We start from the raw sequence: 23986 nt of genomic DNA, 5'->3' as shown, positions 1-23986 counted from the left end.
CCTTGGGGAGTGTATACATATGCGAAAAATGTGGATTCGTGGAATAACCCTTTTACTACTCATTACCTGTGTACTGGTAATCTCATCGGCTAGTGGATACACGGCAGACTTTCCCAAGTCATACCGTCTGTGGCAGGGTTCTGCAGCAATGCATGAAATCGGGGTGTATGGATATTGTGGAACACAGATAACCGTCCAGTCACCCTATGGAGCAGCTTTTGATCTCTATGCAATGAAAAATTATGGTTCACCTGGGACCTGTCCGTCGAATGACTATATTATGAGTCATTATGACAAGTACGCGTACTCAAGTGGAAATGGTGGAAGTGCTACTCTGTATCTTGATCAGGGTCTTTGGTGTGTTGTAGTGTATGCTCGATCAGGAAGTGGAATGGCATATGTGACTGCAGATAGCAATTGCTTCCCACCTGGACCGGTTCCAACACCTCTGCCTCCGACACCAGGTCCATGTAGTCCGTATAAGACAGTAGATAGATCAGGGTTCCTATACTCAGGCCAGGCAGCAGTCTATGGATACTTTATACCAACCGATGGAAGATCACAGATTGAGTGGACATTGACCGGTTCAGGCGGAAATACCCCAATCATTGTCTCCTCGATGGGAAGTCAGGTATTCAGCGGCAGTTGGTTTAGTCCAAACTTTGATCTGTATGTCTTCAAAGATTGCAACCCGCAGTATTCTTACTGCAATACAAATTACTATGCGAATGGACCGAATGCATATGTTTCGATTTCCAATCCGCAGCGTGGCTCTACCTATTATGTGATGGTATATGCACGCAGTGGAAGCGGGACGTATAATCTGCGGATGAACAGTTACAAGTGCTATGGAGATACGCCAATTATTGTTGCCTCTGCACCAGTGTATGCTTCTACTGCTTCAGTAGACTATTCAAGTGCAGGCTCAGGATCTGGAGCAGATACGGCTGTAAGTTCCTCTATTGCAGCACCAACGGCTGAATTTGTTTCAGTTTCATCTCAATAACCTCTTTTTTACCCTGCTTACAATTGGTAAGATTCATTACCATCATGCTCGAGATCACACAGGAAGAGCTGGATGGGTCAGATATGGAATATCAAAAAAAATGGTTCATTATTCTTTTAGCACTTGCCTTGATCTCTATGCCTTGCCTGGTTATGGGTGCCTCAACAGAGTCTTTTGCGAATGCCCTGTATGCCGGGCAGAATAAGATGTATACTGTGCAGGTTCCCTGTACTGCAACGATTCTGCTGAATGGTGATCCTGATAGTCAGTTATCCCTGTATGCAAAGAAGGCATCAAGTACCTGGGTTCCTTCATCAATTCATGTAACCAGATATGCGGATGTCAGTTCTCTCAAACCATCCAGTTCACAGACCATGCACCTGGAGTCAGGTGAGTGGTTTATTGTTGTGGAGAACCAGAGAGCATTTGCCGAATATTCACTTCTGGTTGATAAGGAATGTCCAATTACAACGACATGTTATGGAGGGCCGTGTTTTAATCCGGCTGACTGTGTTCCTGCAACGGTGTATCGGGATAATGTTCAGAATGGATTTTTAAATGCCGGCGAATCTAAAACATTTGCATACCGTCTTTCGGGAAATCGTTCATATGTTGAGTGGATACTATCCGGCCCATGTGACAATAATGCCCCATTGATGCAGAGCAAAGCAGATGTTGATCTGTTTGTAACCAAGAACTGTGGTCCGGACTTTGATGTATATGTGTATGAGGGGTGTAATCCGAAGTATAAACCATGTGTTGCAGTTGCAGCAGATATCGGCCTTGGAAGTAATGCATATGTTGGGTTATCACAACCGGATGAGCAAAAACTCTACTATGTAAAAATCTATGGAAAGCGGGGGAGTGGGAATTATCATCTGACTGCAAGATCATATACCGGTCAGGATATGATAATTGCAGGAATAAAGCCTTCAGAATATGATGGATTTATTGCTTCGGCAACTGATGTCACGTCACCGGATGACCTGAATGTCACGATCCCGGTTCCCCCAACTGCCTATACCATCAGGGCAGCGGAACTCTAAAAATAGATTTTTTTTATTCAAGCAGATGAACCAGTAGTCCGCTTAGGAGTTTTGGTTCAAACCATGTTGATTTTGGTGGCATAATTCCACCTGCATCTGCAATAGAAAATACCGTTCTTACATCCACTGGCTGCATTGCTAGTGCTGCAGCAAACTCTCCGCTGTCAACCTTTGTCATCAGATCGCGAATCGGACGGGCACCTCCCAGGTATTGGAGTCTGGGGTCACCTCGAGGATCTGTGATTCCTAAGAAGGGGATCAGAATCTGTTCCTGAAGAACACTCACGTCAAGACCTCTGATATCTGTTATCTTAGGATTATGGGGGATAACACATTCATACCAGGTTCCTTTGATGTATAAATGAAAAACGTGATCTTCTTTTCCACCTATTTTTGGTTTTAAAGCAAAGGATGACCTGTCAGCCTCCCCATATGGTGTGATATGTGCGATATCTGAAATCTTTTTTAAGAAACTCTCCGGAGTTAAGGGGGAGAGGTCAGTGAGGAGTCTGCTATACCCATGTACCTTGACTTCATCCTCGGCAAATATTACACCCAGGACATGATGCGTCTCTTCAGGGACTTTCGCTCCATCTTTTTTTCTTTTCTCAACAATATTTACCGCAGACTTGCACCGGTGATGACCATCAGCGATATAGAGTGCTGGAATAGAGACAAATATTTCAGAGAGTCGTTCAAGAATTTCTGAATCGGTTATTGAAAAGATCTCATGTCTGCTGCCATTGGCTGCAGAGGTTACCATATCCGGCGAGTTCCCCTCAACTACTTTTTTCAAAATATTTTTTATCTCTGCATGAGCTCCGTGGAGAAGAACAACCGGACCGGTATTGGCATTCATGGTGTCAATATGCCTGGTCCGATCTTCTTCCTTATCATACCGGGTGAGTTCATGACGCCGGATCTCCCCGCTTTCATATTCCCTTGTATCAGCACAACATGCAATACCGGTATAGGTTTTATCTGCGTCGTATACCCGGTACACATACATTGCAGGCTTTTCGTCCTGGATAAAAAGGCCTTTTTCCCGATATTCATCAAAAATATTGCGGGAAAGTTCATAGACTTCAGTGCTGTAGGGATCAATGTCTGGAACCAGTGCGTCAGCCCGGCTTATCCGGAGGAAACTGAACGGATGGTTTGAGATGATCTCACGTGCTTCTTCAGCACTAACCACATCATAAGGGACTGCAGCAATCTCTTCTGCCTTTCCTGGGGCAGGTCTTACTGCTCTAAAAGGATATACATGAACCATGTCAGGCACCAGGTGTTCTTACCTATATTCCCCTGTTTCTATATGATAACACTGACAGATCAGTACAGGCTTTGATGCAGGAAGGAAGTCTCCGGATCAGAAAAATGACTCCGGTGGATATTATGGGTGTACAGTGGATTGAACGAAGTTCTTTCCCGGATCCCTGGGCGCGTGAAACGCTTGAAGAGGCCATCGCGACCTTTGCTGATACAGTATTTATCGCAGAATCCCTTGGGACTATTAAAGGGTATATCATCTGTGGTGTTGAGAATACCGGTGAAGAAAGGTACGGGCATATCTGTAGTCTGGCTGTAGCACCGGATAAGAGAAATTCAGGGATAGGTACTGCATTGGTCAAACGGGCAGAGCAGGCTGTTATGGTTCAGAAAGCTACTGCCATGCAATTGGAAGTCAGAGTTTCGAATACCGGCGCAATTCAGTTTTATACAAAACTTGGATATGAACCGGTGTTTCAGATTTGTGGATATTATGCAGATACAGAAGATGCGATTGTGATGATGCGGTGGTTCCGGTTTTGAATTACCAGAAACACTAACATTTTTCAGATGAGAGTTTTATTCTGCAACAATTTTTGGTTCAGAAAAATGATGAGAATCAATAGAAAAAAGTGTATAAATTTTGTTTGTCTTTTCCTGTTACTTATCATTCCATTTTGTGCAACTGGTGAGGAAACATCTGCTGATCTCGGGCTGGTCTCTCTTGATGTCCAACCATCGTCTGCACCAGAAGCACCCTTTTTCGGAAGAATTACTGCTGTAAACTATGGTCACATGATCTCGATGAGCCGAAAAGTAATCCTGTATCTTTCTTTGGATGATGAGATTACACCGGCAGATTATGAAGTCGGCTCAGTGCAATTTTCATTTCTGCGGCCTGGAGAGACCGCTCATCGGGAGTTTTTAGGTACACTGCCTGATACAATTCCTCCTGGTTCATATACAGCAGGTGCAGTATTTGGAGCAGGTTTTTCACTGACTCCTGATCCGAATCCTGAAAATGACGCTATCACCGGTGGTACGGTTGTCATCGAGGGTACCTATACCCGGCCTCAGGAGTGGTTAAACGAGCAGATCGCAGATATTATCCTTGATTTTTCAAATGAGGAACGGGCATTGAGAAGTCTTGGGGCATTAACCCGGGATTCAGATCTTGACATCATTGCTGTGGAGCACAGTCAGGACATGGCGAAGAGGGATTTTTTTGATCATACCAATCCAGATGGAGAAGACCCAGTAGACCGGGCAGAACGACATCATTATGATCAATCCCGGATTCTGTCTGACGGCTCATCATTTTTTGGCATTGGGGAAAACATTGTAAAAATTCCCGTGGAGAAGAATGTCTATGGATTTGGGGAGATATTAAACGATGATCCTCATGAAATTGCCAGAGTAGCAGTTGAATCCTTTATGGACAGTCCTCCTCATAAGGAAGCATTACTCCTTCCTGCCCATGAAAAAATAGGAATAGGGGTGGCATTTGATGGAGAATATTATTATGCCACTCAAAATTTCTTTTAATTTATATTTTAAATGCCTGTATCTGTGTTCGAAGTTCTCCGGAGAGTTCCTCTACTTCCACAATTGCACTATTGATCTCCTGGACTGATGCACTAACAGATTCTGCCAGGGCTGACAACTCTTCTATCTGAGTGAGGTTATCCTGTGTCAGGTTTATTCCATCACGGGCTGTGTTGACAATTGATGTAGCAATGTTTGCTTGATCTTCTATCGCCCGAACAATCTCGCCCATATCCCGGGTAACCTCTGAAGCACCACTGACCATGATATTTAAGGATTCAATGGTCTTGTTTACACTTTCCACACCGATTGCGATCTCAGAATGGGATGATCGTATTGCAGTTGAGGTTTTTTCACTACTCCGCTGAATTGCAGTAATTACATCTGCAATATGATCTGTAGCCTTCCGGGCATCAGCAGCTAGGTTCTTGACTTCTCCTGCAACAACAGCAAACCCTCTTCCAGCATCACCAGCACGGGCTGCTTCAATAGCTGCATTCAGGGCAAGCAGGTTGATCTGACCGGCTATGTCATTGATCATCTTGACGATTTTATTGATCTCCCTGATTTGTGAGTTTAGTTCGTCAATATCCTCAACGCTTTCCTGGGCAATCTTCATTACCAGGCCCATTTTATCATTTGCCTCATTGCCAAGTGTCTGCGCCTGTCCACCTCGTGTTGCAACATCCCGTGCATGGCGCAATACTTCCTGGCTTGTGCTGGTAATCTCTTCATTGGAAGCAGACAGAGTGGAAATTTGATTTGTTATATCTTCCATGTGTTCTATCAGATTTTTTCCAATTTCTGATGACTGCATGGTATTTTTTGCAACTGCCTGTGTAGCCTGGGCAATATCTGAAGAACCTTTACTTATCTCTCCCATATTTTCCGAGACGCTGGTTGAGACTCTGCTTACTTTTTGAAGTGCTTTTCGAAGTTCTGCGATGGTTTTATTTGCATTATCTTTGACAAGCAGGAGCGGATCGTTTTCCCGTTTCAGTATCTCTGTTGTCATATCACCGTTCGAAACCAGGGCAAAGGCTTCTCCAATATCTTGTGCAGCAATATCCAGCAGATTCGCATGTTCTTCAGCTTCTTTCATCATCCGCTGGATCTCCTTCTCTTTTCGTATCTCCTCTGTTTTGTCTTTATATGTGGACATGACACTGACCACTTCGTGATGCTTATCCAGAAGCGGAATAATATCTTGTTCAATATGGTGGACACCTGTCGGGAATTCTACGATGAGTTGACCGGTTACCGCTTTTTTCGTCGTAAGGGCATCACGAAGACCTGATCCGGATTTTTCTAAAACCTTAAAATCATTCGCCCGCATTGAAAGTAGTTGCTGTTCAGAATACCCGCTCATCTCCAAAAATGAAGCATTTACTTTTTGGATTTTTAATTTCAGATCCATAAGAAGGAGTGGCAGCGGGTTTTGATTAATCATTGTCATCTCCTGCTGCTGAAGCTCTTTTATGGTCTCCATTTGCTCGTGCATTGAACGCTCTGCTTTCTTCCGCTCGCTAATGTCACGGAATGTGGCCTGGATACGTGGCCCTTCAGGAAGATTGAGAATTGTCAGGGTGAGTTCAACATCAAAGGTCGAGCCATCAAAGCGGTTTATGATGCACTCAACGTCCTGGGCCATACCCTGTTTGGCAGATGTAATAATTTTGCTAAAAAAATCTCTCGATAATGTGCCATCTGCTTGTTTATCAGGAACCAGGGAGTAGATAGATTTTCCTATTATCGTGTCCGAATTTGGGACTTTGAAGATTTGAGGAGTAGTCGCATTACATTCTATCAGGATATCATCGTCAAAAAGTGTGATGGCATCATACGAAGAATCAATCATCGCCCTGAATTTTATCGCTTCAGCTCGCTGTAATTCTTCAATTTCACGACGCTTTTTCCTGTTTTCCGCTTCTCGGATCTCTCGTTCGATAACAGGAAGGAGAGGTGACAGATTCCCTTTGAAAACATAGTCGTGAGCGCCTCGTTTCATCAGGGTAACTGCAGTATCTTCTCCAATTTCTCCGGAAACAATGATAAACGGGTAGTCAAGATCACGTTTTCGGTATTCTTCGATTACATCAACACCGTTGAATCCAGGCAGACTGTAGTCACAAAGAATTACATCCCATTTTTCAGAGTCTAGTGATGAGCGTACATCCTCCAGGGTTTCAACTCGTTTCAGAAGCGGATCATACCCACCCTTTTTCAACTCATGGATAACAAGAAAGGCGTGATCTTCATTATCCTCAACAAATAATACTTTAATTGGATTTCCAGCCATACTACTTCCCTGTTTAAAAATGCCCCTGCTAACGTTCAGATAGTAATGCTTTCTCTGTAAAGTTGAAAATGATTCCTTCTTGATTTTTCCTGAAAATGGTTGCTCCATTGCCGCAGGTAACCATGAAGGGGCAATATAGTGATGAATATCTGCGCGGAATTACTCCGCAATCTGAAAAAAATGAGTCAATTCGTGTATTCTCATGTTCTAATATTTTATGTAGTATATTTCATTCATTATAAGAAAATCTGGGTTTTCTTTTTATATATAATTCTAAATGAAAAATAAAATCTAGAATACACTTTTCTCGCAGTTATAAAAAATTCTCATGTATCCCGTTCATTTCATTCATTAAAAGATTTTTGAAAAATATTACCGAAAATTTATATATTGGTCTTCAAATATTGAACTATTGTCAGGGATTTGTGTGAACATATCAGGCATGAGATATCCGGGGGGTTATAATCAGCACACATAGGCAGGTGTTATTCTCCTGCTTTCCACATTCCCTGATTATTTTCAACGAACACTTCTTTTGTATTTGTCATTCCAAAGATTGAAACCTGTAAAGAATATATCACTCATCAGGTATGGTAGTTGAAATTCTCGAGTTTGACTTAGGGGGAGAATCTTATGCCATGGATATTGGGATTGCCCGTGAAATTGTAGAGATGCTACCGATTACACCAATCCCGCGGGCACCTTCTCATGTAACTGGTCTTCTCAACCTACGTGGTGAAATAACTACAATAATAAATTTGCATCATCTTCTTGGAATTTCACCTGCAAAGGAACGAAATGAACAAAAGATTATGGTTCTGGTTCCTGATGCTTTTGAAAATACCAGTGTCGGAGTAATTGTTGATGAGGTTCACAGTGTTCTGACTGTTGATGAGATTAATATTGACACGAATATTCGTGGGGTTGATGAGCATCTTACCGAATATGTTCAGGGGATCATAAAACTGGGTGAAGACGAGGGAATTAAAACAGATGGATCAGAAAACCGTGAATCAGACAAACGACTTATTATCTGGGTTGATGTGAAAAAAATTTTAACCGGGACAACAGAAACATCGTCATCCCTTCTTGAATAATTTTAGATGAGTGTTTGGTATGGGGGTACTTACATACCCATGCCCATGTCGCCCATTCCACCCATACCGCCCATGCCTCCCATTCCGCCTGGTGGCATGTCAGGTGCTGCTGATTTTGCTGATGCGATGATGTCATCGATCCGCAGGATCATAACTGCTGCTTCTGCTGCACTTGCAATTGCCTGGGTCTTGACACGGAGAGGCTCAACAACGCCTTCTTTGTACATGTCTGCCGGCTTTGCTTCAAAGACATTCAGACCAACAGTCTTCTGACCCTTCTCATGTGCTGCACGAAGTTCAACAAGCATGTCGATTGGGTCAAGACCTGCATTCTCTGCAAGGGTCCGGGGGATAATTTCGAGTGCTGCTGCAAATGCTTCGATAGCGAGTTGTGCACGGCCACCGACACTTGCTGCATACTCGCGAAGACGTAATGAGAGTTCAGTCTCCGGAGCACCGCCACCAGCTACACACTTCTTGTCTTCGAGGACAACACCGACTACGCGGATTGCATCTTCAAAGGCACGGTCAAGTTCTGCAACGACATGTTCAGTTCCACCACGAACGATGATAGAGACAGCCTTCGGGTTCTTGCATTCTTCAACAAAGATCATCTCTTCGCCGGAGATTTTGCGTTCCTCAACTAAGCCTGCGAATCCAAGTTCGGATCCCTGGATTGCATCGATGCTGGAGATGATGGATGCACCGGTTGCACGGTTGAGTTTTTCCATGTCTGATTTCTTAACACGGCGAACCGCAAGAATTCCTGCCTTTGAAAGGTAGTGCTGTGCTATGTCATCAATACCCTTCTGACAGAAGACGACTTTTGCTCCACTCTTGACAACTTTGTCAACGATGGCCTTAATCATCCGCTCTTCTTCATCAAGGAATGCCTGGAGCTGGTCCGGGCTGGTGATATTGATCTCAGCGTCCACTTCGGTTTTCTTGAACTCGATAGCGGCGTTGAGGAGCATGATTTTAGCCTTGGTGACTTTTTCAGGCATGCCCGGGTGAACACGTTCCTTATCAATGACCATGCCGAGAATGATCTCGGAATCTTCGATTGAACCACCGACTTTCTTTTCAATCTTGATATTTTCAGTGTCAACCGTTCCATCAGTCTCTGCAACCATGGTGACTGCTTTGACTACAAGATCACAGAGTTTTTCCTTTGCTGCCTCTGCGCCCTTTCCTGTCATCGCAGTTTCTGCAATTTTCTTAAGTATCTTGGTATCTTTTGCCTTGACATCGATTGCAATGGTCTTGAGCAGGTCCTGTGCCTTCTCTGCTGCCATCCGGTATCCATGTGCGATAACCGTTGGGTGAACATCCTGTTCGAGGAGTTCTTCAGAGCGTTTCAGGAGTTCTCCTGCAATAACTACTGCAGTGGTAGTTCCATCGCCGACCTCATCATCCTGGGTCTTTGCGACTTCAACCATCATCTTTGCAGCCGGGTGTTCGATATCCATCTCTTTCAGGATGGTTACACCATCGTTGGTAATGACAACATCACCGATGGTATCGACCAGCATCTTGTCCATGCCTTTTGGTCCGAGTGTAGTCCGGACTGCATTTGCAACGGCCTTTGCTGCGGCGATGTTCATGCCCTGTGCATCGCGCCCGCGAGTACGGGAGCTTCCTTCTTTAAGAATAAGAATTGGCTGTCCTCCAAGTTGTGTAGCCATAAAATATCACCACGTTGTAGGATAAGGTTGTTTAGTGGTTCTATATAAAAATATCAGTTTAGAATCAAGTTGATGAGGTCGTCAGGTTCATCAAGAGAAAGGAGGGAATCTTCTCCAATCATCAGAGTACGCCCTATTCTGCGCTGCCTGTGATCATCGGTCATTACACACATGGCATGAGTTCGCGTCACCTGGGAAATGTTGCCTATGATTCCTGCCCTTCTGGCTACCTTCTGAGATGATCCATATCCTGTCAATATTGTGTGAGAATCATATCTTACGAGAGCCTGGAAAGGAGCATGATGCATGGGTTGGACATGCATCCCCATCTCCTCAATTGCAGCCTGAATCGGCATTTCCTCTGGGGTTGTGAGATTATTATGTTCTTTGAACTGCGATTTGGATTGAATCAGATCAATAGGCTCTACTACTCCTGAATCAAACGTCTCTTCAATTCTGAGAGCAATTTCAATGGTAGTCCCCATTCCTGATTCGTATTTCGCAACAGTTCGCCTGGAAACACCTAGTATCTGACCAAGATCTCCTAATGAAAGGTTAGAATGTTCACGAAGTTCACGAAGGCGTTCACCGCTGATATTCACATAGAGACCTCCTGGTGATGCATAAATGAGAGGTGGTGAATCTTCTACAAAATAGTCATGCAAGGTTGGGTAGTTTATCGCAAAAATTCCATACCTGACATAAACCGCACCTCGTTCCAGCTCAGCATCCCTGGCTCTCTCACCAACAATCAGCGGTGTTCCACTGAGATTGCGGGCAATCCTGTCCAGGTCCCGTGCATTTTCTTCACTGATGCTATCAATATGAGAAATCACCTTCAGGACAACAATCCGTTCACCATTTCCGGCAATGATGTCAAAACTCTTAGGTCTCATTGCGAAAACTTCGGATACTTCATATCCTGCCATGATCATCACACTGATGACATTACGAAGCAGACGATCCTGGGACATGTACTACCGTATTTGGTACTTGTATAATTCCTGTACATAAGGAATGTGGTGCGCAGGTGGTTATTAGACCAAAAATCCATATGGGCCTAATCTTGTAGAATCACTCAATATGGGGAGCAGATGAAAAAATATGACAAATATTCATTTTTATATCGGTCTGGATGATACCGATGCTCCGGATGGTATGTGTACTACCTGGCTTGGTGCTCTTCTGGCTACCATTATCAAAGCGAAGGGTATGAGAATAATCAGTACCCGGTTGGTAAGGTTAAATCCTACCATACCATACAAAACTCGCGGAAACGCAGCGATTTCTCTGTCCGTAATCGGTGATCCAGATTATACGTTTGATCTTACATGCAGTATTGTTTTAAAACATGCATCATTATCCTGTGAAAATACTCATCCTGGAATTGTAGTCTCTTTGAAGAAGCCGCCATCTGATTTTTACTGGAAAGCTGTCAGCGGAATTTGCACCATCGATGAAGCACGTTCATTCCTTCCTTCGCATGTTCTCCACTACCAGGGATATAAACTTGGACGTGGTCTTATCGGAGCCGCCGCTGCTGTCTGTAGTGAATTTCCTGATCACACCTGGGAACTGCTTGCATATAGAGAACCAGGACGGTTCTCGCTACCAAGAGAAGTTGATGCAGATAGTCTTCGTCTCTCTGAAGATATTACATCTCCTCACACCTGGGACACCTGGGATTCTGATTTGAATAGTCCGGTCTGTATCCCGCATACTCCGGATCCGGTTTTGTTTGGAATCAGGGGCGATTCACCATATTCGGTTGATCACGCATATTCGGCGATTCAATCTGAAAAACCCGGTATGTATCAGATATGGATGACAAATCAGGGAACTGATGCCCATCTCGTATTTTATGATTCAGGCCTCCCTCAAAATGGCATATCATATCTCATGAGAGGATTTGTGTGCACAAAACCGAAAACTGGCGTGGGAGGGCATGTCTCTTTTGATTTCAAGACTCGTGAAGTTGTGATATCCTGTATGGCGTTTGAGCCAACCAAAAAATTCAGAGACATAGTACGGTCATTACGGCCAGGCGATGAATTACTGGTTGCCGGAAGTTATCTAAAAGAAACCCTCAACCTGGAAAAGATCTACGTCTTTTCTGCAGAGCCATACTCAAAAGAAACCCCTCCTCTTTGTCCGGAATGTGGAAAACGCATGACCAGCGCCGGTTATAAAAAAGGGTTTAAATGTAAACGTTGTGGGGCCAGGGAAAAAATACCGGAGATAACATTTGAATCACGGACAATCACACCAGGTTGGTATGAGGTTCCTCCTGGAGCGAGGCGGCATCTTTCTCGCCCGATGAGACGAGGATTTGTTCCGCCTGATCCTTCGTATCTCCCTGCTCATCGCAGTCAGTTATTGTTAAATGGGCAGCAAATTTGAGAAAATTGTATTGTTCAAACATTATGGATAGGTTTTTCCATCCACTTTTTTACACGTCAGGTACTTGGCATGAGAGTGCCTATCTATAAGACATGGAATGTGATGTGCCGGTTCGACAGGTCCATCTAACGTCTGATATGACAGTTAAATCTCTCATTCAGGCAATGGAACAAGCGGGAGCGTATAATGGTGGCGCTCTCTCACGTGCGGTTCAGATCACCGGTACGATGTACAAGGACGCTGATGTTACTCGTTTCTTTGGGCTCGCAGGGGCAATGGTCCCTGCTGGCATGGGGGGTATTGTTTCGGATTTGATGGAATCAGGGCATATTGATGTACTGGTTTCTACCGGGGCAAACCTGACTCATGATGTTATCGAAGCTATCGGATGCCATCATTTCCGTGGGACCGAGAAGTGTAATGATGTTGAGCTTCGCCATGATGAGATCAACAGAATTTATGATGTATATCTCCCAAATGAGTCATTTATAAAATTTGAGGAGTTCATGCAGGATGTTCTGTCAAAAATACCTGATGGAACTGTTCTTTCAATTTCAGAATTACTTGCTTATATCGGTTCTCATCTGCCTAGTGGAATTCTTGCAACGGCTGCACGGAAAAAAATCCCTGTATTTTGTCCAGCAGTTCAGGATTCCATGATCGGTCTGCAGTTCTGGTTATATCGGCAGACTCATAAGGTTATCATCGATGCTTTTGGCGATATGAATAAAATTATGGACATATGCTTTGCTACGAAAAAAGCTGGAGCATTTCTTGTCGGAGGAGGGGTTCCGAAGAATTATATCCTGCAAAGCATGCTTATGACACCGAAAGGGTTTACATATGCGGTTCAACTAACCGGCGATCGCCCGGACCTTGGAGGGCTTTCAGGCGCAACACTTGATGAAGCACGGTCATGGGGGAAGGTCGATGAAGATGCAAAGACGGTGACGGTGTATGGAGATGCAACAATTACATTTCCTTTGATTATATCCGCAGTTTTGGAGTAACTATTATGACTGACATCATTCTGGCACTTGATGTATCTACAGGGAAAGATGCATTATCAATTGCAAAAAAGACCGCTCCATTTATTGATGCTATTAAGATCGGATATCCCCTGGTTCTGGCTGCTGGTCTGGAAATAGCCAACCAGTTGTCTGATGAAGGTCTCCCGCTGATAGCTGATTTTAAAGTTGCAGATATCCCTAATACCAGTCGTCTTATTGCAGAAGAAGTCTTTTCTCATGGATTTTCTGGCATCATATGCCATGGATTTGTGGGAAGGGATTCTGTTCTTGCATGCGTGGAAACAGCCCATGACCATGGTGGTGAATGCTATGTGGTAACAGAGATGAGTCATCCTGGAGCAGTTGATTTTTTCCATGGAGGAATTGCTGAGCGGATTGCAGGTCTGGTCTGTGAGACAAATGCTGATGGAATAATTGCACCTGCAACAAGACCTGAACGAACCTCACTTCTGCGCACCCTGATCGGAACAAAAAAGATCCTCTCACCTGGAGTAGGAGCCCAGGGAGGAGATCCTGCAGCAATTGCTTCTATTGTTGACGGGATTATTGTTGGTCGCGCTATTTACGAAGCAAAAGATCCGGGATCTGCAGCAGAGGAATATTCCCGTTTCAGAACCTGATCTGAAATTACTAAACAACCCAATGTGTTAAGGAATGAAAAGGTGAATTAAGATTATGAACTGGACGATAGAGCAGCGTGAACTGGCAGAGAAGTATTCCTGCAAGGAAGAGATCCCTGTAAGTGAACGTAAATACAAATGTCATACCTGCCACCTGATTGTTGATGAGAGTCCATGCCCTGTTTGTGGAGATGTAAATCCGGAAATCATGTGCCCGCTGGACAATTGTGACTGTTCACATGAAATTGCTGCAACGATTGAATATTGTCCACTTTGTGGTGAACCGGTTTGTCCGGAATGCGGCTGTCATGATGTTGTCCAGATTAGCCGGGTGACCGGATATCTACAGGATGTCTCCGGGTGGAATGCAGGAAAACAGCAGGAACTCAAAGATCGTCAGCGATATAGTGTCACATGAGGTACTACCTCAACTCATCATCCCTGATTGTCAGGGGGAAATTTCGCGTATGTAGTTCCAGTCTGGATGGTGGAATCAGGGACTGTACAACACTCATTAATCATCAGGTCTCAAACAATTTTTCAGGTGATCCCGATCGGGAACTTGAAACTCTGGTTTTATCTCTTGGACTGTCAAAAAAATCTACCGCAGGTCTTCTCACCGCAGTGTCGATGAATACACTTTGTATTCTCTCCTGGGATAGTCTCACTGTCTTTATTACCGCAGGTGTCACACATCCGGATCCTGTCGGTTCGGATGTAATCCAATCTCCTCCCACAGCGGGAACAATAAATATTATAGTAATGGTCCAGAATTTTTCAGATCAGGGTCTTGTTGATGCTGTGATTACCGTGACTGAAGCAAAGTCATTAGCACTCCGAAATATTGGTCACTCCTTTGCAGGTACCGTTACAGATGCAGTGGCGATTGCGACCGAAGGATCTGGAGATGTCAGGTATGCAGGAAGTGCAACAGAGATTGGGCAGCGCATTCATGCGACGGTGTTCTTTGGAACTCAACAGGCCCTTATGAGACAGACTGGAGTTATTCAGCGAAAAAAGCCTTCGTTTTTTATCCAGTCCAGTATGGGTGGTTCACATTGGATTGAATGGGAAAAAAAGAACTGCCCTTATTATCCGTGTCATTTTGAAGGCCAGCGGTGTGATTTCTGCTATTGTCCTCTCTACCCATGTGGTGACACAACCCTTGGAGACTGGATTGAGAAACCAGGAAAGGCTTCGGTGTGGAGTTGCACCAGGTGTACGTTAAACCATGATCCCCGGGTTACCAGTCATCTCAAGAGAAATCCTGAAGCCTCACTTGAGGAATTAAAGGCTCTTTTCTTGAAAATATAATTTATTTTTACATTTTTTTAAACCCTGAATACTTTCACCCTCCGGGAGTAGGATTTAATATGTCCTGATGGCGGACCTTTTACCTGGAGATGAAATGGAACTAAAAGAAATCGCAGACAGGATCTCCGAAAAATTTGCTGCAGCAGGTCATCCAATCGACCGGGCAAAACTGGAGGAGCGTATTTACCGATTTGTAGACGAGTTTTCTGTGCCACCCGCAGAGGCAGAACGGTCAATTATGAGCGATTATGCCAGGATGTTTGGCATGGAACTCCCCTCATCTACACCGACGAAGAAAAATAACAATGAGCTCACTCCAGTAGCAGAGATTCAGGCTGAACAATGGGTCACAATCGAAGGACAGGTTGTTACTCTGTTTCCGTCCCGTTCACCCTCTATTGCACAGAGTGGCATTATTGCAGATGGTACTGGGTCGATCCGGTTTGTCATCTGGGCAAATGATAATGCACCCGCTGTCGAACAAAAAAAGTGGTACCGGTTTGAATCTGCTGTAGCTGATGAATATAACGGACAAGTGAGTCTGAAGGTTCACAAAGGTACAACCATAACCGAAATATCAGGAGAAGATGCTCCTGCTCCGGAGATTATACCAATTGGGCAGTTGGTCCCCAACAGGTGGATTTCGATAGAAGGTGAAGTCACAGCTCTTTTTCCCCCACGTTCTCCGTCGATTTCTCAAACCGGAATTATTGCAGATGGAAGTGGGACTACCCGGTTTACCGTCTGGGCATCAGCTGAAGCCCCTCTGATGGAGAAGGGTGAGTGGTATCGGCTTGATCTCGTGGAAACCGATGAATTTAACGGACAGGTAAATGTAAAAATTCATTCTGGAACCACTATCACTCCATTGAACCGTGATGATATCCCTAAAATGGAAAATACACCAATTGGGCAGATCACCCCTGGTGTTTTTTCGGTAGGAGCAAAGGTTGTCGCCGTTGAGAATCCCAATATTGAGCAGATACTTCAGCGCGGTATTCTGGCAGATGAAACAGGCGCTATAAAATTTGTCATTCGCAATACTCCGGATGCGATACCACTGGAGGAAAACCGGTGGTATGAGATATCTTCAGCAGTTGTTGATCGATATCGTGGTGCACTCAGTCTGCAAATCGCTCCGGGATCTTTTCAGGCTCTTGAAGATGATAGGAGTATCAGACCAAATATTATCCCGGTTGGTCAGGCAGGCCCTGGAATTGTATGTTTACGGGTTAAACTCGTCCAGGAATATGAGACGACTTCAGATAGGATATTACAATCAGGTCTTGTTGGAGATGAGTCTGGAACCATGCGTTTTGTTACCTGGAAGGATGATAGTGCTCAGCGGCTGTTACCAGATATGGTCTATGGCATCTACTACGCTTCGGTAGATGAATTTAATAATCGTCTTTCTCTCACCTTGAATGGTGCAACGCTTCTACCAGATGAATCTGCAACAATTCAGGTCCGCTCATCCAATGAAGAAATAAAGGGAGCATTTGTTCATCTCTCTCCAGGCTCCGGGCTTATCAAACGGTGTCCGGTTGAAGGATGCGGGAGAGTCTTATCACGACAAAATTATTGTCCAATTCATGAAATACAACCAAATTATTTCTATGATCTTCGGGTTAAGGGATGGCTGGATGATGGACAGAAGACCTATGATACAATTATTTCTCGTGAAGGTGTGGAAGAGCTGACCGGATTGAATCTCATTTCAGCGCAGGAGATGGCAGAGAACAATCCGCTTGGGCTTGATACCGTTTTTTATCATGTGAATGAGCAAATTCTGGGTCGTTACCTTATATGTCGGGGAAAAACGTTTGATAATCGGCTATTTGCCTATAATTGTGAATTTCAGACATTTGATTCCGGGACATTAGCAGAATTGATAAACCGTGCGGAGGGTTCATCAGATGAGTGATAATTCAGCAAATAAAAGATTTGAACGTGAGTCTGCAAAAAGGGTATTTGCAGCAGAACTGAGAGACGCGTATCACCATTTCAGAGAAGGATCAGATGATAAAAGCCCTACATATATCCTTCTTCCAACTGGTGAGCGATGCAACAGAGTTTTTATCACCGGAACCCTGACCGAGAAGAAAAAATCGGAAGGTGAGGCTGTATTTTATCAGATTCGGGTGATGGATCCGACGGGCATTTTTTTTGTCAGTGCTGGAAGTTATCAACCAGAAGCATTACACCAGATCTCAACCATAGAATCACCATCATATGTTGCCATTATCGGAAAACCCGGTGTCTTTCAGGCTCCTGATGGGAGAAATCTGGTGTCGATCCGGGCTGAATCTATAACTGCTGTTGATAAATCAGTCGTAGATTGTTGGATCCTTGACACAGCCAGGCTGACACTGGACAGAATAGAAAAAAACACTGATGACCAGGATCATCAAAAGGCTGCTGAAATATACCAGCGTTCGCCTGATTCCTGGCGGCCAAAAATCAAAGAAGCACTTGCTTCTATCCAACTCTGATTTTTTAAAAAAAAAGTTACGTAACGGTAATTAACCGTTGTTTATAAACTGTGCTGGAAACTCCCCCTCTGTTCGTTGTCAGTCTCACAGAAAATGTTCCTTTTTTCAGATACGTGTGATATGGATTTTTCTGATAGGAGAATCCTCCGTCACCAAAAGACCATATCCATCTGTTTGGATTTCCATATGACTGGTCAATAAACTGTACTCGTAATGGTGCTTTTCCATACACTGGTGCAGAATAAAATGCTGCATTTAACTGGGAGCCAGGTTTTGGTGTTGGTGACACAGTTGGAGTAGCGGTTGGATACGGATTATACGTCGGAGAAGGGGTTGGTGACTTTGTGGGCGTTACAGTTGGGTAAGGAGTTTTTGTTGGCGTTGGAGTCGGTGCTGCTCCTCCGAGCGCTTTTGCTGCGTTGAGTCTTCCACCTGATGCCACCTTTCCTGAGAGAGACGTGACTCTGTCAACACTACTGAATATTTTACTTCGTATTTGGGTTCCTGACATGGAGGGATTTTGTGATTTAATAAGTGCTGCAACTCCTGCAACATGAGGTGTTGCCATCGATGTGCCGCTTAAGTATTGGTAACTTCCCGATCGGGCAGTACTATAGATGCTCACACCCGGGGCTGCCAGATCAACAGAATTCGATCCATAATTCGAGAAAGAGGCCAGCCGGTCATAATAATCTGTGGCAGCAACAGAGAGGATATTACTGCTTGAGAATGCAGCCGGATATTGGGGACTTGCATCTGCGTTCTTTCCACTATTACCTGCTGCACAAACAACAACTGCATTTGATGCATCAATTGCATCTTTCAATGACTGGGTGTATCCACTTCCACTCCATGAATTAGAAATAACTGCTGCCCCTTTACGGTTTGCATACAATATTGCAGATATTGCATCAGACACATATCCTGACCCCTGCGCATTTAGGAATTTCAGTGGCATTATCTTGACATTCCATGCTGTTCCTGCGACACCGATTCCATTATTTCCAACAGCCGCAATGGTACCCGCACAATGTGTTCCATGTCCGTTGTCATCCATAGGATTGTTATTCTTTGAGGCGAAGTTCCAGCCACGAATGTCGTCAATGTATCCATTCCCATCATCATCCATTCCATTGACAATTTCACCCGTGTTCTGCCAGATATTCGAAGAAAGATCAGGATGCGTATAATCAACTCCGGTATCTACAACCGCAACAACAACATGGGGCGAACCAGTCGTAATACCCCAGGCATCAGGAGCATCAATGTCTGCATCAGAAGTCCCATAAAATGGGGCCTGCCCGGTATTGTGCATTCCCCAGAGATATTTATATCCAGGATCATTTGGGTAAATAGCACTTTCAATACTTAAAGCCCCTGCGTCGACAACTTTTCCATTCTTTTCGACAGGACTTAATGATATTTTGTAATCAGGTTCAACATAGAGCACATCAGGGCTTGCTTTATACGCTTCCATTGCAGCATCTAATGTATTACTGGTGACTTGCACAACCTGCATACCTGGAACTCCGGCATCAGACAAATCTGCGAGAACTGATGTTCCTGCCTGGGCATTGGTGACAGACTCGATAGACATCATGCCGGTTTGAGCCCGTGGTTTATCTGGATTGTACCTGACAATGAGACGATCCGGCGCATATTCTGCAGAGACAGCTATCGGTGTTTCCGATATAGGAATGGCAGAAGACTGTATTGTAGATCCTGAAGAGACAGGAGCAACAGCTGTTGATTGAACCGGGCTTAATGCTGATGGAACGGTCAGAATTCCAGTGTCTGGAATTGCAGTTCCTGTCTGTGTGAGAGCACAGATAATTACTGTCACGAAAACTAAAAGAGTGACAATAGAAATGTTACTTCGTGAAATCATAGAAACCCCCTATGAAAAACATAACCGGATTTATATTTAATCTTCTATATGAAAGAAGTTTCTCATATATTTGGTTCATATTTTAGATAAAGTTCAAAATATGTAAAGAAGAGACATTTTTTGAGAGTCACCGGATTAAAATAGATCCAGAATAAGAAGTGTATACAAGACCCTTCCCCGGGTGATGCTGATACCATGGGAGATATAATCTGCCCTAAATGTAACTCGAAAGATACAGATTTTGATGATCTCGTGACCACAGAATCTGGAAGTATGATTGCAAAGTGTAAATGTAATGCATGTAATCATACCTGGGATATGCCCTTCGGGTTGTAATCTGTACCGCTCATTGATTTATCTCATGGAAGCATGTTCTATGATGAATTATTTTCGTAATGTCAGTATTGGTGTTATTGTCATAGGCCTATTCATTCTCAGCTGGGGTATCGTCTGGCTAGGAAATGATCTTGGGTTTTGGCATTTCACATTCCCCTTCTGGCCGGTAATTGTTATTCTTACCGGAATTACCATCCTCCTGTATGAACTAAAAAAGAGCGTTAGGGAGGATTAACATAGGCTTTTTTTAGGCTTCCGATGAAGAGACACTCATCTGGAGAGATTAATTCTATTCCTTCATAATCTCCAAATTCAATATCAAATCCCCGAACTAAAGCCGCTGGAATCTGTTCATTTGATTCACCCATGATTAATTCAGCTGCTGAAGCAAGGTTATCTGCAATCGCTCTTCTGGTTACCTTCAGTTCTCTTCCAAAGAGGTCATGCTTTCCACGTTCATCAATCACAGCAGGAATACCTGAACATGCTATCGCTACACCACCTGATCCATATCGCATCGGATGAGTACGACTGTCGACAATAAGTACAGCAATATGGAATCCTGTTTTTTCAAGGATCGTCATCCGTAGGTTTCGGGCCAGTGCATCAGGATCAGAAGGCAGGAGGGTAACATAACCTTCCGGGGCATTTGATCCGTCTACACCAGCATTGGGAAGAAGATGTCCTGATTTTATTGATAATAAAAAACCAGGGATTCCGCCAACAATAACATCAGATTCACTGATGACAATCTCAGCAAGGGCAGGATCAATATCATACTGTTTTGCAATTTTTCTTGCATGGTCAGATGGTATAATACCTGACAAGGGGGTGACTCGTCCCTGCGCTGTCGCAACTGCAGATTCTGCCAGAATAAGGATGTCATGCTCTTTAAAAAATAGATTCTGGTTTTGCAATGCGGTAAAAATATGGTCCAGAAGTGTATCTCCTGGTTTTATAAGATTTGTACGAAGGCCAAAAATCTGAAAATGATTCATGCAGTATCTCTCATATGCATAACTGTTTTTATTAAATCCATTGTTTCTGGGATGTCATGAGCACGAATAACTGCAGCTCCCTTTTCTATTAATAGAGATGTTATTGCAAGGGTTCCAGCCAGTCTTCCAGTTGGGGATTGACCTGTTGCTTCTCCAATAAATGATTTTCTTGATACTGCAGCCAGAATTGGATGCCCGTATTGTTGAATTGTTTCAAATTTCTTGCACAATTCCCAATCATCTTCTGCTGTACGTGTAGGTACCCATTTCCCAATTCCAGGATCTAAAATGATGTCTTCTATGCCAAGCGAAGAAGCTCGAGAAAGAATCAACCTGATAGCTTCATGTGTTTCCTGTATTGATGTTGCATCTCCCGGGCTTTTCCGCGTCGCCATTATCACCGCTGGTATTCCTGCGTCTGCGATAACATGACCTAATTCAGGATTCATAAGTCCGGATATATCATTTGCAAGACTTACATCAAAATGAAGAGCAGCATTTAATACCTCTGGGTACATGGTGTCAATGCTCACCACATAATCCTCACCGTTTAGTTGGCGAAGACATTCCCGAATTCTTTCTACTTCTTCAGAAACCGATATTGGTTGACTGTTTGGAGCAGTGCTCCGTGCACCAATATCAAGGATTTCTGCGCCGGCTGCAGTCATTTTATCCGCAGCTTCATGCACGGCGGATATTGGTACAAATGATCCTGGATAAAAAGATTCAGGGCTGATGTTCAGGACACCCATCAGAACAGGTCTTTGCCTGCCGATGTGAATATCCTTTACATAAAAGGACCGCATCGGTTCCTTGCACTATTGACGGTGTTCTCCATGAGTGAAGCGATGGTCATCGGACCAACACCACCAGGAACCGGTGTTATGGCTCCAGCGACAGGTTCAACCTCTGAAAATGCAACGTCACCACAGAGTTTTCCATTCACCTGATTAGTCCCCACATCAATGACTGTTACACCAGGCTTTACCATATCTCTTGTGATAATTCCCGCTTTCCCTGCAGCACTAACCAGAATATCTGCTTGTTTTGTTATTGAGGGGAGATCTTCTGTTTTGCTATGACAGATTGTAACGGTGGCATGTGCATGAAGAAGAAGGAGTGCAATCGGTCTTCCGACATCGACACTTCTTCCTACAACAACCGCCCGTTTGCCAGCAATGGGGATATGATATTCCTGTAACAGGGTCATGATGCCCTTTGGTGTGCAGGGCCGTGGTCCTTCAAGACCGGTTACTAGCCTTCCCATATTGAGTGGGTGAAATCCATCAACATCTTTTTCAGGCCGAATTGCTGAAAGCACTGCTTGTGTGTCTATGGATGCAGGCAGAGGAAGCTGAACAAGAATCCCGTCAATATCAGAATCTTCATTCAACTGATGGATTCGGTCAAGCATAGTATTTGTTGTGGTATCTTCTGGAAGGGAAATATTCACAGAAGAAATGCCCACCTGCTCACAGGCACGGTGTTTCATCCTGACATACATATGAGATGCAGGATCATCACCAACCAGTACTGTAGCAAGAGTGGGGGTAAGGCCACCCTCAATTATATCTTCTTTCAGCAACTCCAGTCTTCGTGCTGCAAGTCCTTTACCATCTAATATCATGTCAGATCAGGGTAAAGAGGATATTGGCTGGCAAGGGATTTTACCTCTTCCCTGATGCTTTCCTGAAGGCTTGTGTTTTTACTGTCACGGATGACTGCAGCAATCCACTCACCAATCTGTTTCATTTCACTCTCTTTCATACCGCGGCTGGTAACTGCAGGAGTTCCGACACGAAGACCACTGGTAACAAAAGGACTTTTCGTTTCATTTGGAATTGTATTTTTATTGACTGTTATCCCTGCATTTCCAAGTGCCTGCTCAGCTTCAAGTCCGGTAATGCCAAAGTTTGTCAGATCCAGTAGACAAAGATGGTTATCAGTTCCTCCTGAAACCAGTCTGACATTATGCGCAGCAAGCGTTTCGGCAAGAATCCGGGAATTTTTTACAACCTGTTCTGAGTATTTTACAAACTCTTTGGTTGATGCTTCCTTAAAACAGACCGCTTTTGCTGAAATAATGTGCATAAGTGGGCCACCCTGCATTCCCGGAAATACTGCTTTGTCAATGGGTGCGGCAAATTCCTTGTCACAGAGGATGAATCCTCCACGAGGGCCACGGAGGGTCTTATGCGTGGTTGATGTGGTGAAGGTTGTATGCCCAACCGGGCTTGGGTGTATGCCTGTTGCACAAAGACCTGCAATATGAGCGATATCTGCAACGCAGTATGCACCAACATCTTCTGAAATATCTGCAAATGCTTTAAAATCTATCTCTCTCGGATAAGCGCTTGCACCACAGACAATGATTTTTGGCTGTATTTTTTTTGCCATTTCAGCAATACTGCCATAATCCATCCGTTCTGTCTTCAAATCCACACCATACTGATGTGACTCATAGATTATCCCTGAAAAATTAACCGGAGAGCCATGGGAGAGATGACCCCCCTGAGAGAGATTCATGGAGAGGATTTTGTCACCTGGTTTTAAAACCGCAAAGTAAACGGCCATATTAGCCTGGCTGCCGGAGTGTGGCTGAACATTTGCATGTTCTGCACCAAACAGTGAACATACTCTGTCACGTGCCAGATTTTCTGCCATATCATGGAACTCACATCCGCCATAGTATCGCTTGCCAGGATACCCTTCAGCGTATTTGTTAGTCATGATCGAACCAGAAGCTTCAAGGACCGCCCTACTTACGACGTTTTCTGAAGCTATCAGTTCAAGACCGTTTATCTGACGATTGGTTTCTTTATCGATGATCGCTGCGATTTCTGGATCAGTCGTTTCCAGATAGGACATGTGCATACACATCTGGCATAAAAGGGTAATATGGTTTTGTAAATCCCGTCATTATCGTCCCCACGCTGGTGTCTTATTCGCATAATCTGAAG

The 23986-nt window shown here is 44.1% G+C and carries 22 protein-coding genes; 13 read left to right on the top strand and 9 right to left on the bottom strand.

All coding sequences use genetic code 11. The annotated features are described in order from the left end of the window. Positions 1-19: 19 nt before the first annotated feature. Both KSK55_RS06550 and KSK55_RS06545 read left to right on the top strand, forming a co-directional pair. A complete protein-coding gene (locus KSK55_RS06550) occupies positions 20-1006 on the top strand; it encodes a hypothetical protein (protein WP_218608620.1) in 987 nt (328 codons plus the stop codon). A 44-nt stretch (positions 1007-1050) separates the two neighbouring features. Further along, complete coding sequence (locus tag KSK55_RS06545) at positions 1051-2052, top strand: hypothetical protein (protein WP_218608619.1); 1002 nt, start codon at positions 1051-1053, stop codon at positions 2050-2052. A 13-nt stretch (positions 2053-2065) separates the two neighbouring features. Here KSK55_RS06545 and KSK55_RS06540 read toward each other — a convergent pair whose 3' ends face one another. Continuing rightward, positions 2066-3325 carry a DUF1015 domain-containing protein gene (locus tag KSK55_RS06540; RefSeq protein WP_214420463.1) on the bottom strand — a complete coding sequence of 420 codons (1260 nt, stop codon included), beginning with the start codon at positions 3323-3325 and terminating at the stop codon, positions 2066-2068. Positions 3326-3399: 74 nt separating this feature from the next. Here KSK55_RS06540 and rimI point away from each other — a divergent pair, with 74 nt between their 5' ends. Next, positions 3400-3864: a ribosomal protein S18-alanine N-acetyltransferase gene (gene rimI, locus KSK55_RS06535; RefSeq protein ID WP_214420464.1), complete on the top strand. Its 465-nt coding sequence runs from the start codon at positions 3400-3402 to the stop codon at positions 3862-3864. A gap of 66 nt (positions 3865-3930) precedes the next feature. Next, positions 3931-4866: a CAP domain-containing protein gene (locus tag KSK55_RS06530; protein WP_218608618.1), complete on the top strand. Its 936-nt coding sequence runs from the start codon at positions 3931-3933 to the stop codon at positions 4864-4866. 1 nt (position 4867) lies between these two features. On the opposite strand, the gene KSK55_RS06525 is transcribed toward KSK55_RS06530, so the two are convergent. Next, positions 4868-7273, bottom strand: coding sequence for a methyl-accepting chemotaxis protein (locus tag KSK55_RS06525; RefSeq protein ID WP_218608617.1), 2406 nt, complete (start codon positions 7271-7273; stop codon positions 4868-4870). 482 nt (positions 7274-7755) lie between these two features. Between KSK55_RS06525 and KSK55_RS06520 the strand changes: the two genes are divergently transcribed. Continuing rightward, entirely contained in the window at positions 7756-8262 is a 507-nt protein-coding gene (locus KSK55_RS06520; RefSeq protein ID WP_218608616.1) for a chemotaxis protein CheW, read from the top strand. A gap of 29 nt (positions 8263-8291) precedes the next feature. Here the strand turns inward: KSK55_RS06520 and thsA are convergent, their stop codons facing one another. Both thsA and KSK55_RS06510 read right to left on the bottom strand, forming a co-directional pair. Continuing rightward, positions 8292-9947, bottom strand: a complete 1656-nt coding sequence (thsA, locus tag KSK55_RS06515) for a thermosome subunit alpha (protein ID WP_214420468.1) — start codon at positions 9945-9947, stop codon at positions 8292-8294. A gap of 53 nt (positions 9948-10000) precedes the next feature. Further along, the gene (locus KSK55_RS06510; protein WP_214420469.1) at positions 10001-10921 is read right to left on the bottom strand and encodes a transcriptional regulator; all 921 of its coding nucleotides are present in this window, start codon (positions 10919-10921) and stop codon (positions 10001-10003) included. Positions 10922-11051: 130 nt separating this feature from the next. On the opposite strand from KSK55_RS06510, the gene KSK55_RS06505 reads away from it, so the two are divergent. The 7 genes from KSK55_RS06505 (at position 11052) to KSK55_RS06475 (ending at position 17804) form a co-directional block, all read left to right on the top strand. Next, complete coding sequence (locus tag KSK55_RS06505; RefSeq protein WP_218608615.1) at positions 11052-12347, top strand: tRNA(Ile)(2)-agmatinylcytidine synthase; 1296 nt, start codon at positions 11052-11054, stop codon at positions 12345-12347. 92 nt (positions 12348-12439) lie between these two features. Next, entirely contained in the window at positions 12440-13357 is a 918-nt protein-coding gene (locus KSK55_RS06500) for a deoxyhypusine synthase (protein WP_218608614.1), read from the top strand. Between the two features lie 5 nt (positions 13358-13362). Continuing rightward, positions 13363-13998 (top strand): orotidine-5'-phosphate decarboxylase, encoded by a 636-nt coding sequence (gene pyrF / locus KSK55_RS06495; protein WP_214420472.1) that lies wholly within the window; start codon positions 13363-13365, stop codon positions 13996-13998. Between the two features lie 55 nt (positions 13999-14053). Beyond that, on the top strand, positions 14054-14416 hold the full coding sequence (gene nrdD / locus KSK55_RS06490; RefSeq protein ID WP_214420473.1) for an anaerobic ribonucleoside-triphosphate reductase: 363 nt from the start codon (positions 14054-14056) through the stop codon (positions 14414-14416). Then, on the top strand, positions 14413-15312 hold the full coding sequence (locus KSK55_RS06485; RefSeq protein WP_218608613.1) for an adenosylcobinamide amidohydrolase: 900 nt from the start codon (positions 14413-14415) through the stop codon (positions 15310-15312). The genes nrdD and KSK55_RS06485 overlap by 4 nt, the downstream gene beginning before the upstream one ends. A 94-nt stretch (positions 15313-15406) precedes the next feature. Then, complete coding sequence (locus tag KSK55_RS06480) at positions 15407-17236, top strand: hypothetical protein (protein ID WP_218608612.1); 1830 nt, start codon at positions 15407-15409, stop codon at positions 17234-17236. Next, the gene (locus tag KSK55_RS06475; RefSeq protein WP_214420476.1) at positions 17229-17804 is read left to right on the top strand and encodes an RPA family protein; all 576 of its coding nucleotides are present in this window, start codon (positions 17229-17231) and stop codon (positions 17802-17804) included. The genes KSK55_RS06480 and KSK55_RS06475 overlap by 8 nt, the downstream gene beginning before the upstream one ends. 16 nt (positions 17805-17820) lie before the next feature. Here the strand turns inward: KSK55_RS06475 and KSK55_RS16595 are convergent, their stop codons facing one another. Then, entirely contained in the window at positions 17821-19692 is a 1872-nt protein-coding gene (locus KSK55_RS16595; protein ID WP_214420477.1) for a S8 family serine peptidase, read from the bottom strand. Between the two features lie 361 nt (positions 19693-20053). On the opposite strand from KSK55_RS16595, the gene KSK55_RS06465 reads away from it, so the two are divergent. Continuing rightward, positions 20054-20263 (top strand): hypothetical protein, encoded by a 210-nt coding sequence (locus tag KSK55_RS06465; RefSeq protein ID WP_218608611.1) that lies wholly within the window; start codon positions 20054-20056, stop codon positions 20261-20263. On the opposite strand, the gene cofE is transcribed toward KSK55_RS06465, so the two are convergent. From cofE to glyA, 4 genes are read right to left on the bottom strand one after another with little or no spacing between them, the layout of a single operon-like run. Next, positions 20250-21026: a coenzyme F420-0:L-glutamate ligase gene (cofE, locus tag KSK55_RS06460; protein ID WP_218608610.1), complete on the bottom strand. Its 777-nt coding sequence runs from the start codon at positions 21024-21026 to the stop codon at positions 20250-20252. The genes KSK55_RS06465 and cofE overlap by 14 nt on opposite strands. Beyond that, complete coding sequence (folP, locus tag KSK55_RS06455) at positions 21023-21832, bottom strand: dihydropteroate synthase (protein ID WP_218608609.1); 810 nt, start codon at positions 21830-21832, stop codon at positions 21023-21025. Before folP ends, cofE begins: the two co-directional genes overlap by 4 nt. Then, positions 21814-22653, bottom strand: coding sequence for a bifunctional methylenetetrahydrofolate dehydrogenase/methenyltetrahydrofolate cyclohydrolase FolD (gene folD, locus KSK55_RS06450; protein WP_214420481.1), 840 nt, complete (start codon positions 22651-22653; stop codon positions 21814-21816). Before folD ends, folP begins: the two co-directional genes overlap by 19 nt. Next, the gene (gene glyA / locus KSK55_RS06445) at positions 22650-23894 is read right to left on the bottom strand and encodes a serine hydroxymethyltransferase (protein WP_214420482.1); all 1245 of its coding nucleotides are present in this window, start codon (positions 23892-23894) and stop codon (positions 22650-22652) included. Before glyA ends, folD begins: the two co-directional genes overlap by 4 nt. Positions 23895-23986 lie beyond the last annotated feature (92 nt).

The sequence above is a fragment of the Methanospirillum hungatei genome, from assembly GCF_019263745.1.
Taxonomy (GTDB): Archaea; Halobacteriota; Methanomicrobia; order Methanomicrobiales; family Methanospirillaceae; genus Methanospirillum; species Methanospirillum purgamenti.
The sequence above is the reverse complement of the archived record's forward strand: the minus strand, read 5'-3'. Positions and strand labels throughout refer to the sequence as shown.